Origin of the sequence: Luteibacter jiangsuensis, from assembly GCF_011742555.1 — a bacterium.
Lineage (GTDB): Bacteria > Pseudomonadota > Gammaproteobacteria > Xanthomonadales > Rhodanobacteraceae > Luteibacter > Luteibacter jiangsuensis.
In genome coordinates this window covers 524,990-538,917 of sequence record NZ_JAAQQR010000002.1, presented here as the reverse complement: position 1 = coordinate 538,917, position 13,928 = coordinate 524,990, and the positions used below count along the sequence as shown (strand labels likewise).

Genomic DNA, 13,928 nt, shown 5'->3' with positions numbered 1-13,928 from the left:
CCTTGAGCGCGACAGCTTTCGTCCCAGTCCTCACCCTGGCGCGCCAGTTCCGAGGCACGGCCTCAAAATATGTCGCGCGCAGGGCGCGCTCCTACAGTGCGCCACGCAGCCAGGCGGCCACTTCGTCCGGCTTCTCGATGTGCAGATGGTGTCCGCCATCCATGTGCGTGACGCGGATGTCGCCCACGCAGTCGATGCGCACCTGCAAGGATTCCGGCTCCAGGTAGGGCGCATGCGGCCGCGCCAGCAGAAGCGACGTCGGCGCGGCCAGGCCCAGCAGCAACGCCATCACCTGCGTTTCGGCCAGGCGAATGGCCGTCGGGCGCGAAAGCCTTGGGTCACTTCGCCAGCTGTAGCCGCCATCCACCGCGCGCAAGCCGCGCTCCACGATAGGCCGCGCCAGCGCGGCATCCAGGCCGCCCACGAGAGCTCGCGCCGCCGCCGCGTCGTCGATGCTCGGGAAGACGCGCAGTGGCCGGTGCCCTCCGGCTTTGGACGCCATGGCTTCGCGGAAACGGTCCAGCGTGCGCGAGCCGTCGTCGCCGAGCGGCCCGAGGCCTTCGATAAGGGCAAGACGGCGGACCCGTTCCGGTGCCGCGATCGCCACCATCGTGGCGATGCCCGCGCCCAGCGAATGCCCCAGCAGGTGGAAACGAGGCAGCGCGAGGGCGTCGGCTGCTGCGAGGACGGCACGTGCGTAATCCACATGCTGGTAGACCGTGCTTTCCGGCAGGTGCTGCGAATGCCCATGGCCGGGCAGGTCGAGCGCGATCACATGGAACCGGCTGGCGAGCAGCGGGGCGAGCGAGGCGAAGCTTGCCGCGTTGTCCAGCCAGCCATGCAGCAACAGCAAGGGCGATGCGTCGGGTTCGCCCCAGGCGAGGCCCGCCAGTTCCAGGCCGGGAATGGAAACGTTCAATTCACGCATCGTCACGCGCCGTGCGGGGCGAGAATTCGGTCCAGCCCTGGCCGTGCCTGAGCACGAGCCCGGCCAGCGCGTTCGCATGGGCCGCCGTGGCGTTGAGGCAAGGGATGTAACGTAGGGTCTCGCCACCCGCCTCGCGGAAGAACTCCGCGTTCTGCATGGCGATTTCCTCGAGCGTTTCCAGACAGTCCACCGCGAACCCCGGGCTGATGGCGTCGATGCGTTTGACGCCCTGGGCGCCCAGCGCCTTCACTGTCTCGTCGGTATACGGCTGCAGCCAGCGTTCGCGGCCCACTCGCGACTGGAAACTGAGGGGCGCCTCGGCCTCCGAGAGCCCCAGGGCCTCGCGAAGAAGCCGGGCGGTGGCTTGCGACTGCTCGAAGTACGGATCGCCTTCGCGGACATAGCGCTCGGGAATGCCGTGGAAACTCATGAGCAACTTCTCGCCACGGCCATGGGTGGCCCAATGCGCGCGCACGCTGTCCGCCAGCGCGGCGATATAGGCCGGCTCGTCGTGGTAGTCGTTCACCTGGCGCAGTTCCGGCGGCCAGCGCAGGCCCTTGATCGTATCGGCCACGGCGTCGAACACGCTGCCGGTGGAGGTGGCCGAGTACTGCGGATAGAGCGGCAGCACCAGGAGGCGCCGCACGCCTTCGCGCTGCATGGCGGCGATGGTGCCGGCGACGTCGGGGCGCCCGTAGCGCATGGCCAGAGCCACGCGCACGGAACCGCCCACCCTGGCGGAAAGCTCGGCTTGCAGCCCCTTGGCCAGGGCTTCGCTGTACACGCGCAGCGGCGAGCCCTCGGGGGTCCAGATGCGCGCGTACGCGTGCGCCGAGCGTTTCGGGCGCACCCGCAGGATCACGCCGTACAGGATGGCCTTCCAGAGCAGCGGCGGGTAGTCGATGACGCGCCGGTCGCCGAGGAACTGGGCCAGATAGGGCCTGACGGCGGCCGCGGTGGGCGCGTCAGGTGTACCGAGGTTAACCAGCAGGACGCCTGCCTTCGGGTGGGTGTCGTGGGATTGACCGGCAGGGCCGGTATAGTCTGGATGACCTGGCATTGGCGTTCGGCGCTCGCGGGGATCGTTGCAGTCTGCCATACGGCGGCGTAGCGGGGCTCGCAAAGACACGGCCGCAGCCGATGCCCACCCGCGCCAGAAAGGAGCCACCGATGTCCCCACGCCTCGTTACCCTGTTTGCCCTGGGATTGCTCACCCTGCTGCCTTCGATGGCGGCGCAGGCGGCGGATCCGCCGCGGAAGCAGGCCACCGAGGCCGTGCGCGTGCTCAGGGACATGATCGACGATGCGCCGGACAAGTCCCTTCCCACGGACATGCTCCGGAACGCCCACGCCATCGCGGTCATTCCCAAGATGGTGAAGGGAGGCTTCGTGTTCTCCGGCACCAAGGGCGAGGGCCTGATCTCCATCAAGCACGACGGCGTGTGGTCGAACCCGAATTTCATCTCCCTCGCCGGCGCCGGTTTCGGCTTCCAGGCGGGCATCCAGTCCGCCGACGTGATCCTGGTCTTCATGACCGATCGCGGCGTCAACGAGATCATCGACGGCAAATGGACCATGGGCGCCAACGCCGGCGCGGCCGCGGGGCCGGTCGGCCGCTCGGCCACGGCCGCCACGGATGGGCGGATGAACGCCGAGATCTACACTTACGCCCGCGCCAAGGGCCTGTACGCGGGCATCGCGCTCGACGGCGCCCATTTCAGCATCGACGACGACTCGAACGAGCAGATCTACGGCCCGGGAATCACCCCGCGGCGCATTTTCGAAGGCGGTGTGACGAACGTTCCAAGCGAAGTGGTGAATTTCAGGGATAAACTGGAGGAGTACACTAACCGCTGACCCCCGTCCCACTGGCCGCCCGAGGCGGCCCGAGAGGTTTCCATGAGCATTACCCATATCGTCCTCCTGCTGCTCGTCGTCGTACTGATCTTCGGTACGAAGAAGCTGCGTAACATCGGCTCGGACCTGGGCGGTGCCATGCGCGACTTCAAGAAAGGCCTGGACGGCGACGAAGAAGCCCGCCAGCAGCGCGAGCGCGAGGAAAAGCTGCGGGCCGACCCGCCGGCGTCCACCCAGGTGCCGCCGGTCCATAGCGAGACGAGCGAGCCGCGCGACCGCGCGCCCTGATCCGGCGGCGCCATGATCGACATCAGCCTCACCAAGCTGCTGCTGCTCGCGGTGGTGGCGCTCATCGTCCTCGGACCGGAGCGCCTGCCGCATGCCGCCCGCACGGCGGGCGCCTTGCTGCGGCGGATGCGCAACGGCTGGGACAGCGTGCGGGCCGAGGTCGAGCGGGAAATCCAGGCCGAGGAAATCAAGCGCACCCTGCGCGAGACCGCGGAGAACGCCCGTGCCACCCACGACAGCGTGCGTGAGGACCTCCGCGCCGCCGGCGCCGGCATTCGCGAAACCGGGGAGCAGGTGCGCGACACCTTCACCGATACGCAGGCACCGGCACACACGGAGCCCCGGCAGCCGGACCCCGCCCTCGACATGCTTCCGCTGAAGAACGACTCGCATGACCGCACGTGAGCCCGATCCGTCGCCCGACGACGTGGTCGAAGAGGGCCTTTTCTCGCACCTGATCGAACTGCGCTCGCGCCTGCTGCGCGCCATCGTGGTGCTGCTGCTGGTGCTGCTGGCGCTGGTGCCGGTGGCGAACCACCTCTATGCCGAGCTGGCCAAACCGCTGGTGGAGCGCATGCCGCAGGGCGCGCACCTGATCGCCACCGAAGTGGCCAGCCCGTTCGTCACGCCGTTGAAGCTCGCGTTCTTCGTCGCGCTGTTCATCAGCATGCCGATGATCCTCTACCAGCTGTGGGCATTCGTTAGCCCGGGCTTGTACCGGCACGAGAAACGCCTGGCGCGTCCTCTTCTGGTGGCCTCGCTGGTGCTGTTCTATTCCGGATGCGCGTTCGCTTATTTCGTCGTACTGCCGGCGGCGTTCAAGTTCCTCAACGCCGTCACCCCCGACGGCGTGGCGATGATGACGGACATCACGCATTACCTCGATTTCGTGATGCTCATGTTCTTCGCCTTCGGACTCTGCTTCGAGGTGCCCGTGGCGGTGGTGATCCTCGCCGCCGTCGGCATCGTGGATGCCGAGAAGCTGAGCAAGGGGCGCGGCTACGCCATCGTGGGCGCCTTCGCCATCGCGGCCTTCATCACCCCGCCCGATCTGCTTTCCATGATCATGCTCGCGGTGCCGATGTGCCTGCTTTACGAGCTGGGCCTGCTGGCGGTGCGCTTCCTACTCAAGCCCGCCGCAACGGAGTAAGTCATTGGCGACGTCGATCGGCTGGCTTGCAGTCAAGGGCAAGGGCGGCGACGACGTACTCGCCGAACTCGACCTGGTGCGCAACGAGCAGACGACGAGCCATCCCCGGCGCGGTTTCTCTCTCGCCCTGCCCAATGGCTGGTACGCGGTGGTTACCCGCTTCGCCGCCCCACTGATCGCGGAAGAGGCCATGCGGCGCCTGTCGCGCGGCTGCGTGGTCGTCACCTGCGAGTACGACGACCAGGTGATGGTGAGTTCGGCCACCTGTTACGTGAACGGCCTGCGCAACTGGCGCGCGGAGCACGACGGCCAGCAGGACGACATGCGTAACCTGTTCACCAGCGGCAGCCTTCCCGCCGCCTTCGACGCGCTTCACGCGCGCATGGAGTCCATGCAGGACGCGGCGGACGCCGAGGGCGACGATGTCGATCATTACTATTCGCTGCCGATCGAACTGGCGCAAAGCGTCACGACGTTCCATGCGGACTTGCCCGCATCGGCGTTCGGCGCGGCGCTCTGCGAGGGCTGGACGCCGGCGGAAGTCGTGGCACCGACGCCAGCCGATCCGGAGCTGCCGCGCAAGGTGCGCAAGGCCGTGGCGAAGGCTACCCGGCCGTGGTGGAAGCTCTGGTAGCCGGTCCGTCGTGGTAGCACGCCGCGCCACTCAGCACCGTCATTCCTGCGAAAGCAGGAATCCAGAGCCTCGCGGCACGATCGAGCACGGAGTCTCTGGGCCCCTGCTTTCGCAGGGGCGACAGCAGGGATTAACGCGAACGGTTCAGCGCCATTCCCTTCAGCACGTTCAGCGCCTGCGACAGCGCGTAATCCTCGATGGCCAGCTTGCCGTCGTCGTCGCCTGAAGCCTTGTCGTCAGCCGCGGCTTTCTCGTTCACCAGGTGGTTGGGCAGGTCGGCTTCCGATCCGATCAGCTGCGGCGGCGTGTCGGCCTTGTTCACCGAAAGATCGGCGAGGGCGATGTCCGGCTTGATGCCTTCGGCCTGGATCGACGTGCCGTTCGGCGTGTAGTAGCGCGCGGTGGTGATCTTCACCGCATGCGTTTCGTCGAGCGGAAGCACGGTCTGCACCACGCCCTTGCCGAACGTGCGGCGGCCCATGATCAGCGCGCGGTGGTTGTCCTTCAGGGCGCCCGACACGATCTCCGCAGCGGAAGCCGTGCCGTTGTCGGCCAGGATGACGATGGGCGCGCCATGCAGCATGTCGCCCGGATGCGCATCGAAATGCAGGTTGGCGTCCGGCAGCCGTCCCTTGGTGGTGACGATGGTGCCGCTGTCGAGGAACGTGTCCGCGACCCCCACCGCCGTGGTCAGCAGGCCGCCCGGGTTCGAGCGCAGGTCCAGCACGGCGCCGCGCGGCGCGCCGTTTTTCGCAATGTAGTTCCCGAGCTTCTTGTCCAGGTCGCTGGCTGTGTCTTCCTGGAACTGGCTCAGGCGGATGTACACGTACCCCGGCTCCAGCTGGCGCAGCTTCACGCTGGTGACGTTGATGCGCTCGCGTACCATCGGCACATCCAGCGGCTTGTCCGATTTCTCGTGCAGGATGGTGAGCGTGATCTTGCTGCCCGGGTCGCCGCGCAGTTTCTTGAAGGCCTCGTCGATGTTCTGGCTGTCGACCACCATGCCGTCCACCTTGAGGATGGTGTCGCCCGGCTTGATGCCCGCGCGCGAGGCCGGCGTGTCGTCGATGGGGGAGACGATCTTCAGCATGCCGTCCACCTGCAGTACCTCGATGCCCAGGCCGCCGTACTGCCCGGTGGTGTCCTCGTCGAGTTCGTCGAGGCCTTCCTTGTCGAGGTACTCACTGTGGGGATCGAGGTTCTGCAGCATGCCGCTGATCGCCGCGTTCATGATGGTCTTGTTGTCGAGCTTCTCGACGTAGGCCTGCTGGACGATGTGGTACACCCGCGTGAAATTGCGGATGTCCTCGAGGCTTACCGAGTTGTCGGCGTCCTTCACCACCGCCGCGGCGCTGGTCGAGGACGCGGCCGGCGCGTCGGGTTGCTTCAACGGCTTCTGCTGGGCCTGGGCGGCGGGAATCGCCAGCGCGCCGAGGGCGACTGCGAGGGCGAGGCGAAGAGGGTGCTGCCGCATACCTTAGTCCTTAATGCCGTTTGCTCAGCCAGCCGCGCGCGTCGATGGGCTTGCCGCCCTGGCGCAGCTCGAAATAGGCGCCGTTGTCGCCCGCGGGCGCCGCGGCGGTGCCGACGGCTTCGCCGGCCTCCACCATGTCGCCCACGCCGTGCAGCAGCGTTTCGTTGTTGCCGTACATGCTCATGAAGCCGTTGCCGTGGTTCACGATGATCATCATGCCGTAGCCGCGCAGGAAGCTGGCGAACACCACGCGGCCCCGCGCCACCGCCTTCACCTCGCTGCCGCGCGGCGCCACGATGATGACGCCGTTGCCGTAAGCGTGCACCGGGCCGCTGGTGGGCCAGGGCAGGTTCCCGCGCAGGTTGGACAGCGGCGACGCGGCTGGAGTGCCCTTCGGGGCAGGCGCCGGTTCCGCCGCCTTGGCGGCCTCGTCGATCACCTTCTGCAACCGGGAGACGAGGGCGTTCATGTCGTGCTCGTTCTGCTTCAGGGCGGCCATCCGCTGGGTCTGGTCCTTGTACCGGGCATCGGCCTCGGCCACCAGCTTCTGCTGGGCGCCGCGCTGTTTTTCCAGCTCGGCGGCGCGCTTCTCGCGTTCGGCACGGGTGGCTTCCAGTTTCTGCTGCTCGGCGGTGATGGCGGCTTCGACCTCCTGCAGGCGGGAAAGATCCGCCAGGAGGCCGCGGATACGCTCCACCCTGTTTTCCTGGAAATAGCGCGAATAGGCGAGGGCGCGGGAGATCCGGTTGACGTCCTCGTCGCCGAGAAGCAGCTGCAGGTCCGACCCCCGGCCGAGGGTGTAGGTGGCCCGGAGCAGGTCGCCGAGGGCGCCCTTCTGCTTGTCGAGCCCGGCCTGCATCTCCGCGCGCTGGGTGCTCAGCTGGTCGAGATCGTGCCGCCGCTGTTCCAGTTCGGCTTCCGTCTCGCGCACGGCCTTCGCCGCCGCCGACACCTGTTCCGCCTGTTTCGCGAGGGCGGCGTTGGCGCTGTCGCGTGCGTTCGCCGTCTCGCGCTGCTCGCGGGTAAGGGATTCGATGTCCTTGCGCACCCCTTCCAGCTTCTGGCGGGCGTCCTGCTGTTCCGCGCGCGCCTTGGCGTCCTGCGCGGCCCGGGCCTGCGGGAGGGTGGCGACACTGACAAGGGCGAGAACGAGGGCGAGAACGGGGGAGGATGGGCGCATGGTCCGGATTATCGCCCATCCCGCGCGCCCGGCGGGGGCCTGTAGGGACCGCCGCCCTACGGCAGCGGGCCAGCCTGCCGCGAGCCCCCATCGCCGCTGAAGCGGCTCCCACACAACGCCCGGCTGCCTTGTTTGCCGAGGAGGCCTATGTGATGTGGGGCATTGTTTGATGAGGCAGGCTTTGTGTGGGAGCCGGCTGTGCCGGCGATCCCGCGGCAGCGGGCCAGCTTGCCGTAAGCTCCGTCGACGCCGAAGTGGCTCCTGCGCAAAGCTGGAACTGGTATGGCCCGCGAGGCCTGCCCGCTCGCCTTTCTTCCCAGTGGTCTCTTCCGGCCCTCGTAAGAATTCCGTTTAGACGTCCAAATTGTTTTGACGCAACGCGTCAATTGTGTCAAGAATGGGTCCGCATGCTCCTGCGTGTACGTGATGGTCGGCCGTTCCAGGCCGCGGGGCCACGTGCGCGCTTCCCAGCGAAACCAATGCCACGAGGAGGCGGATGGTGAAGCAAGGCACTCCGCGCCTCTACGACGAGGCGTTCGAACACGACAGCTGCGGCTTCGGTCTCGTTGCGCAGATAGACGGTCACGCCAGCGCGGCGCTGGTCGACACGGCCTTCGCGGCACTGGCGAAGCTTTCGCACCGCGGTGGCGTCAATGCCGACGGCATCAGCGGCGACGGTTGCGGCGTGCTCCTGCGGCGTCCGGTGGAATGGCTGCGCGCGCTCGCCGGCGAGTCCGGCATCCGGCTTGCGACGCATTTCGCCAGCGGCCTCGTGTTCCTCGATCCGCAGGGTGACGAGGCGGCCGCGCGCGTGCTGGAAGCCGAGCTTGCCCGCGTGAACCTTTCGGTGGCCGGCTGGCGCGACGTCGCCGTGGACGCTTCCGCCTGCGGCCCCCTTGCCGCCTCGTCGATGCCGCGCGTCCGGCAGGTATTCGTCGATGCGCCGGGCGATCTGCCCTCCGCGCAGTTCGAGGCGAAGCTGTTCCGGGCACGCCGCCGTGCCGAGCTCGCCTTGGCGGACGATCAGCACTTCTACGTCGTTTCGCTCTCCGGCGAGGTGGTCGGGTACAAGGCCATGGCCGCGCCCGGCCGCCTCCGCGATGTGTATCCCGACCTTGCGCATCCCGCCCTCGTCGCCGATGCCGTGGTATTCCACCAGCGCTTCTCCACGAACACGTCGCCGCAGTGGCGCCTGGCCCAGCCGTTCCGCTTGCTGGCCCACAACGGCGAGATCAACACCATTCGCGCGAACCGCCGCTGGATGCAGGCGCGCACATCGGTGCTGAGGTCGGAACGGGTCGACCTTTCCGACATCGGGCCGCTCGTGCGCCAGAGCGGATCGGATTCGGAAAGCCTCGACAACGCTCTGGAAGTGCTGCTCATGGGCGGCATGGACCTTCTCGCCGCCATGCGCGTGCTGGTGCCGCCGGCTTACGCCGCACGCGAGGACATCGACGAAGACCTCGCGGCGTTCTACGAGTACTACGCGCTGCATAGCGAGCCCTGGGACGGTCCCGCCGGCCTCGTGATGTGCGACGGGCGCTACGCCGCGTGCACGCTCGACCGGAACGGCCTGCGTCCCGCGCGCTGGTCGCTTTCGGACGACAACCACCTCATCGTCGCATCGGAAGCGGGCCTCTGGGATGTTCCGTCGGCTCGCATCGTCGCCAAGGGGCGTCTTGCGCCCGGCGAAATGATCGCCGTGGATTTCCAGGAGCATCGCCTGCTGCGCGACGCCGACATCGACGCGATCAATCGCGCCCGTGCCCCCTTCCGCGACTGGCTGCGCAAGGGCGTCACCTATCTCGAATCCGACCTCATCGATCCGAGCCTGGCTGCGGAACCGCTGCCGGCGGACGAACTGCGTCGTTATCAGAAGCTCTACGGCCTGTCGCGCGAGGAGTGCGAGTCCGTACTGAAGGTACTCGCGGAAACCGAGGCCGAGGCCACCGGTTCGATGGGCGACGACACGCCGATGGCGGTGCTGTCCCGACAGATCCGTCCGCTCTTCGACCGTTTCCGGCAGGGCTTCGCGCAGGTGACCAATCCGCCCATCGATCCGCTGCGCGAGCGGCTGGTGATGTCGCTGGTCACGCAGATCGGCCAGGAACGGAACATCTTCGACCTCGGGCCGGAGAACGCGAAGCAGATTCTCCTGAACTCGCCGATCCTCTCGCAACGCAAGCTGCGCCAGATCCTCGCCAATCCCGCGTATGCCGACACGCCTCGCTTCGACCTGATGTACGGGGCGGACGAAACGCTCGAGCAGGCGCTGCGGCGCATCTGCGACGAGGTGGAAGCCGCCGTGCGGCGCGGCGTGCAGATGGTGTTCCTGAGCGACCGCTACCCGCGGCGCGACCTTCTGCCCATCCATGCCTTGCTCGCCACCGGTGCCGTGCACGCGCGTCTCGTCGACACCGGCCTGCGTTGCCAGTGCAACATCATGGTGGAGACGGCCACGCCGCGCGATCCCCATCATTTCGCATGCCTGCTGGGTTTCGGCGCGACGGCCATCTACCCGTGGCTCGCCTACCAGAGTCTCTTTGACATGGGCCGCACCGGCCACATTCGCAACGGCGAGGGCGCCCCGCGCGAGATCGGCCGCAACTATCGTCGCGGTATCCGCAAGGGCCTGCTGAAGATCCTGTCGAAGATGGGTATCTCCACCGTCGCCGGTTACCGTGGCGCGCAGCTTTTCGAGATCGTGGGCCTGGCACCCGAGGTGGTGGCGCTATGCTTCCCCGGCACGCCGTCGCGCATCGGCGGCTCCGGCTTCGCCGACCTCGAACAGGAGCAGCGGCTGCTGGCCGCCGAGGCCTGGGACGAGGCGCAGGCGCTGCGCGCCGGCGGCCTCTTCAAGTACGTCCATGGCGGCGAGTTCCACATGTACAACCCGGACGTCATCGCCAGCCTGCAGGTGGCCGTGCGCACGGGCGACTGGGCCGACTACGAAAAGTACGCGCGGTATGTCGATACGCGGCCGCCTTCGGCGCTGCGCGATCTCCTCGTGCCTCGCGCCGCCACGCCGATTCCATTGGATGAGGTGGAGCCGGTCGAGGACATCCTGAAGCGGTTCGATTCCGCGGGCATGTCGCTGGGCGCCTTGTCGCCGGAAGCGCACGAAGCGCTGGCCATCGCGATGAATCGCCTGGGGGCGCGCAGCAATTCCGGCGAAGGCGGTGAAGATCCCTCGCGCTACGGCACCGACCGTGCGTCGAAGATCAAGCAGGTGGCATCGGGCCGCTTCGGCGTCACGCCGGCTTACCTCGTCAATGCCGAGGTACTGCAGATCAAGATCGCCCAGGGCGCGAAGCCGGGCGAGGGCGGCCAGCTGCCCGGGCACAAGGTGGACGCGACGATCGCACGTCTGCGTTACGCGAAGCCGGGTATCGGCCTCATCTCGCCGCCGCCCCACCACGACATCTATTCGATCGAAGACCTCGCGCAGCTCATCCACGACCTCAAGGAAGTGAACCCGCAGGCGCTGGTGTCGGTGAAGCTCGTGTCCCACGCGGGTGTGGGCACCGTCGCCGCCGGCGTGGTCAAGGCGGGTGCCGACCTCATCACTGTGTCCGGCCATGACGGCGGCACCGGCGCGAGCCCGCTCACGTCCATCAAGTACGCGGGCACACCGTGGGAGCTGGGTCTCGCCGAGACACAGCAAACCCTGCGACTGAACGATCTGCGCGGTCGCGTGCGCCTGCAGACGGACGGTGGGCTGAAGACAGGCCTCGACGTCATCAAGGCAGCGATGCTCGGTGCGGAAAGCTTCGGCTTCGGCACGGGGCCCATGGTCGCCCTCGGGTGCAAATACCTCCGCATCTGCCACCTCAACAACTGCGCCACCGGCGTCGCCACCCAGCACCCCGTGCTGCGCGAGAAGCACTTCCTTGGGCTTCCGGACATGGTGATGAACTACTTCCGCTTCATCGCGGAAGACGTGCGGCGCCATCTTGCGCGGCTGGGCGTGCGCTCGCTGGCCGAACTGATCGGGCAGGGCGACAGGCTCGAACAGCGGGACGGTGTCACGCCGGTGCAGGAGCGCCTGGACCTGTCGCCCCTCATCGGTACCGACGGGCTCGGCACGCAGGTGGATTTCGCCTGCACGTTCGCGCGCAATCCTCTGCGCGACCCGGCCGCACTCGCCAACCGCATCGCGGCGGACAGCCGCCTCGCCGTGGCGGAAGGCTCCGGCGGCACCTTCCATTACCCCATCGTCAACACGGATCGGGCCATCGGTGCCCGGCTGTCCGGCGACGTGGCGCGGCGCTGGGGCGACGCGGGCATGGCGGAGCGGCCGGTGAATCTGCACCTCACCGGCGCGGCCGGGCAAAGCCTCGGTGCCTGGAACGCGGCGGGCGTGCACATCGACCTCACCGGCGAGGCCAACGACGGCGTGGGCAAGGGCATGGCTGGCGGTCGTCTGGTCATCCGGCCCCCGGCCGACTCGCCCTTCGCGAGTCAGGACGCCTCCATCATCGGCAACACCTGCCTCTACGGCGCCACCGGCGGCGAACTCTTCGCGGCGGGGCAGGCGGGCGAACGCTTCGCCGTGCGCAATTCCGGCGCGCTTGCTGTGGTGGAAGGCGCGGGCGACCATTGCTGCGAGTACATGACCGGCGGTGTCGTCGCGGTGCTCGGCCGCACCGGTCTCAATTTCGGCGCGGGCATGACCGGCGGTTTCGCCTATGTGCTCGACACCGACCGCAACTTCGTCGATTGCTACAACCATGAACTCGTCGACATCGTGCGCATCTCGCACGAAGGCATGGAACACTACATGCAACACCTGCGCCGCCTCATCGCACGCCACGCCGAACTCACGGGCAGCGCCTGGGGCGCCCACCTGCTCGGCGATTTCCGTGGCCTGTTACAGCGCTTCTGGCTGGTGAAGCCGAAGGCCGCCAGCCTGGACGCGCTGGCGGAAGAACTGCGGAGCGCGGCATGAGCGCGAAGGATTTCCGTTTCCTCGATATCCCCCGGCAAACGCCGCGCACGGTGCCCGTCGCGGTGCGCGTGCTCGGCTACGGCGAGATCTCGGGCGACTTCGCGCCCTCGGAGGCCAGTTCGCAATCGGGTCGCTGCATCGACTGCGGCAATCCCTATTGCGAGCACGCGTGCCCGGTACACAACTACATTCCGAACTGGCTGAAGCTGGTGCAGGACGGGCGCCTTTTCGAGGCCGCCACGCTCATGCACGAGACCAATCCGCTGCCGGAAATCTGCGGCCGTGTGTGTCCGCAGGACAGGCTTTGCGAAGGCGCCTGCACGCTGGAGCAGGGCGATTTCGGCGCGGTGACCATCGGCAGTGTGGAGCGCTGGGTCACCGACGAGGCCATCCGTCAGGGCTGGCGTCCCGACCTCTCGCGCGTGCGCGAAACGGGTGCGCGCGTAGCCATCGTCGGTGCGGGTCCCGCGGGGCTCGCGTGCGCCGATCGCCTGCGTCGCGCCGGCATCGCCGCCGATGTCTTCGACAGGCAGCATGAGATCGGCGGCCTGCTCACCTTCGGCATTCCTCCGTTCAAGCTCGACAAGACCGTGGTACGCACGCGGCGCATGGTGCTGGAAGGCATGGGCGTACGCTTCCATCTCGGCGTGGAGATCGGCCGCGACATCGCCTTCGACGAACTGCTGGCTGATTACGATGCTGTGTTCGTCGGTACCGGCGCTTACACGTACGTGGACGGACAGCTCGACGGGCGCGATCTGCACGGCGTGCACGACGCCTTGCCTTTCCTCATTGCCAATACCGAACGCCTGCTGCGCGACGAAGCACCGGCGCCCGGGTACGACCTCGCCGGCAAGCACGTGGTGGTGCTGGGCGGGGGCGATACCGGCATGGACTGCAATCGCACGGCGATCCGCCTCGGCGCAGCCTCCGTGACGTGCGTGTATCGCCGCGACGAACCGAGCATGCCGGGCTCGCGGCGCGAAGTGGGTTACAGCCGCGAAGAAGGTGTGCGCTTTCTTTTCCAGCGGCAGCCGGTCGCCCTCGTGGGTAGTGACGACGGCCGCGTGAAGGCCGTTCGCGTGGTGGAAACACAGCTCGTCGAAGACGGCAATGGCCGCCCGTATCCACAGAACGTGGCAGGCAGCGAAACGGACCTTCGCGCCGACGTCGTGATCCAGGCCTTCGGCTTCCAGCCCAGCCCGCCGGACTGGTGCGATGCCTTCGGCATCGAGCGCGACCGCCAGGGGCGCATCGTGGCGGGTGGCGAAGGCCGGTTGCCGTTGCAGACGAGCAACCCGCGTGTGTTCGCCGGTGGCGACAACGTGCGTGGCGCCGACCTCGTGGTGCGTGCCGTCTACGACGGCCGCGAAGCCGCCGCTTCCATCGCAAGACTTCTCGCGACGAAGGAAACGAGAAATACCGTCGCCGCCTGACCCGTCGCCCTTGCGAAGGCAGGGGCCCAGCGA

General features: G+C 67.7%; 11 protein-coding genes. 7 read left to right on the top strand and 4 right to left on the bottom strand.

The annotated features are described in order from the left end of the window. Positions 1–91: 91 nt before the first annotated feature. Both HBF26_RS06070 and hemH read right to left on the bottom strand, forming a co-directional pair. Positions 92–928, bottom strand: coding sequence for an alpha/beta fold hydrolase (locus HBF26_RS06070; RefSeq protein WP_167124073.1), 837 nt, complete (start codon positions 926–928; stop codon positions 92–94). Then, positions 921–1,988 carry a ferrochelatase gene (gene hemH / locus HBF26_RS06065; protein ID WP_167124071.1) on the bottom strand — a complete coding sequence of 356 codons (1,068 nt, stop codon included), beginning with the start codon at positions 1,986–1,988 and terminating at the stop codon, positions 921–923. The genes HBF26_RS06070 and hemH overlap by 8 nt, the downstream gene beginning before the upstream one ends. Before the next feature lie 110 nt (positions 1,989–2,098). Between hemH and HBF26_RS06060 the strand changes: the two genes are divergently transcribed. Genes HBF26_RS06060 through HBF26_RS06040 form a run of 5 tightly spaced genes read left to right on the top strand, consistent with a single transcriptional unit; the run spans position 2,099 to position 4,857 of the window. After that, entirely contained in the window at positions 2,099–2,785 is a 687-nt protein-coding gene (locus HBF26_RS06060; RefSeq protein ID WP_167031193.1) for a lipid-binding SYLF domain-containing protein, read from the top strand. Between the two features lie 42 nt (positions 2,786–2,827). Then, the gene (tatA, locus tag HBF26_RS06055) at positions 2,828–3,073 is read left to right on the top strand and encodes a twin-arginine translocase TatA/TatE family subunit (protein WP_167031196.1); all 246 of its coding nucleotides are present in this window, start codon (positions 2,828–2,830) and stop codon (positions 3,071–3,073) included. Between the two features lie 12 nt (positions 3,074–3,085). Next, positions 3,086–3,478, top strand: coding sequence for a Sec-independent protein translocase protein TatB (gene tatB, locus HBF26_RS06050; protein WP_167124069.1), 393 nt, complete (start codon positions 3,086–3,088; stop codon positions 3,476–3,478). After that, positions 3,465–4,223 carry a twin-arginine translocase subunit TatC gene (gene tatC / locus HBF26_RS06045; protein WP_167124067.1) on the top strand — a complete coding sequence of 253 codons (759 nt, stop codon included), beginning with the start codon at positions 3,465–3,467 and terminating at the stop codon, positions 4,221–4,223. Before tatB ends, tatC begins: the two co-directional genes overlap by 14 nt. Before the next feature lie 4 nt (positions 4,224–4,227). Then, positions 4,228–4,857 (top strand): hypothetical protein, encoded by a 630-nt coding sequence (locus HBF26_RS06040; RefSeq protein ID WP_167124065.1) that lies wholly within the window; start codon positions 4,228–4,230, stop codon positions 4,855–4,857. A 130-nt stretch (positions 4,858–4,987) separates the two neighbouring features. Here the strand turns inward: HBF26_RS06040 and HBF26_RS06035 are convergent, their stop codons facing one another. Beyond that, positions 4,988–6,331 carry a S41 family peptidase gene (locus HBF26_RS06035; protein WP_167124063.1) on the bottom strand — a complete coding sequence of 448 codons (1,344 nt, stop codon included), beginning with the start codon at positions 6,329–6,331 and terminating at the stop codon, positions 4,988–4,990. Positions 6,332–6,341: 10 nt separating this feature from the next. Then, positions 6,342–7,511, bottom strand: a complete 1,170-nt coding sequence (locus HBF26_RS06030; RefSeq protein ID WP_167124061.1) for a murein hydrolase activator EnvC family protein — start codon at positions 7,509–7,511, stop codon at positions 6,342–6,344. 496 nt (positions 7,512–8,007) lie between these two features. On the opposite strand from HBF26_RS06030, the gene gltB reads away from it, so the two are divergent. Both gltB and HBF26_RS06020 read left to right on the top strand, forming a co-directional pair. Then, a complete protein-coding gene (gene gltB, locus HBF26_RS06025) occupies positions 8,008–12,459 on the top strand; it encodes a glutamate synthase large subunit (RefSeq protein WP_167124059.1) in 4,452 nt (1,483 codons plus the stop codon). Further along, the gene (locus HBF26_RS06020) at positions 12,456–13,895 is read left to right on the top strand and encodes a glutamate synthase small subunit GltD family protein (RefSeq protein ID WP_167124057.1); all 1,440 of its coding nucleotides are present in this window, start codon (positions 12,456–12,458) and stop codon (positions 13,893–13,895) included. The genes gltB and HBF26_RS06020 overlap by 4 nt, the downstream gene beginning before the upstream one ends. The last annotated feature ends 33 nt before the right edge of the window (positions 13,896–13,928 follow it).

Coding starts and splice junctions, on each gene's coding strand:
- tatB (WP_167124069.1), top strand. CDS start 3,086: ATGATCGACATCAGCCTCACCAAGCTGCTGCTGCTCGCGGTGGTGGCG.
- HBF26_RS06030 (WP_167124061.1), bottom strand. CDS start 7,511: ATGCGCCCATCCTCCCCCGTTCTCGCCCTCGTTCTCGCCCTTGTCAGT.
- HBF26_RS06060 (WP_167031193.1), top strand. CDS start 2,099: ATGTCCCCACGCCTCGTTACCCTGTTTGCCCTGGGATTGCTCACCCTG.
- HBF26_RS06035 (WP_167124063.1), bottom strand. CDS start 6,331: ATGCGGCAGCACCCTCTTCGCCTCGCCCTCGCAGTCGCCCTCGGCGCG.
- gltB (WP_167124059.1), top strand. CDS start 8,008: ATGGTGAAGCAAGGCACTCCGCGCCTCTACGACGAGGCGTTCGAACAC.
- tatC (WP_167124067.1), top strand. CDS start 3,465: ATGACCGCACGTGAGCCCGATCCGTCGCCCGACGACGTGGTCGAAGAG.
- HBF26_RS06020 (WP_167124057.1), top strand. CDS start 12,456: ATGAGCGCGAAGGATTTCCGTTTCCTCGATATCCCCCGGCAAACGCCG.
- tatA (WP_167031196.1), top strand. CDS start 2,828: ATGAGCATTACCCATATCGTCCTCCTGCTGCTCGTCGTCGTACTGATC.
- HBF26_RS06070 (WP_167124073.1), bottom strand. CDS start 928: ATGCGTGAATTGAACGTTTCCATTCCCGGCCTGGAACTGGCGGGCCTC.
- hemH (WP_167124071.1), bottom strand. CDS start 1,988: ATGCCAGGTCATCCAGACTATACCGGCCCTGCCGGTCAATCCCACGAC.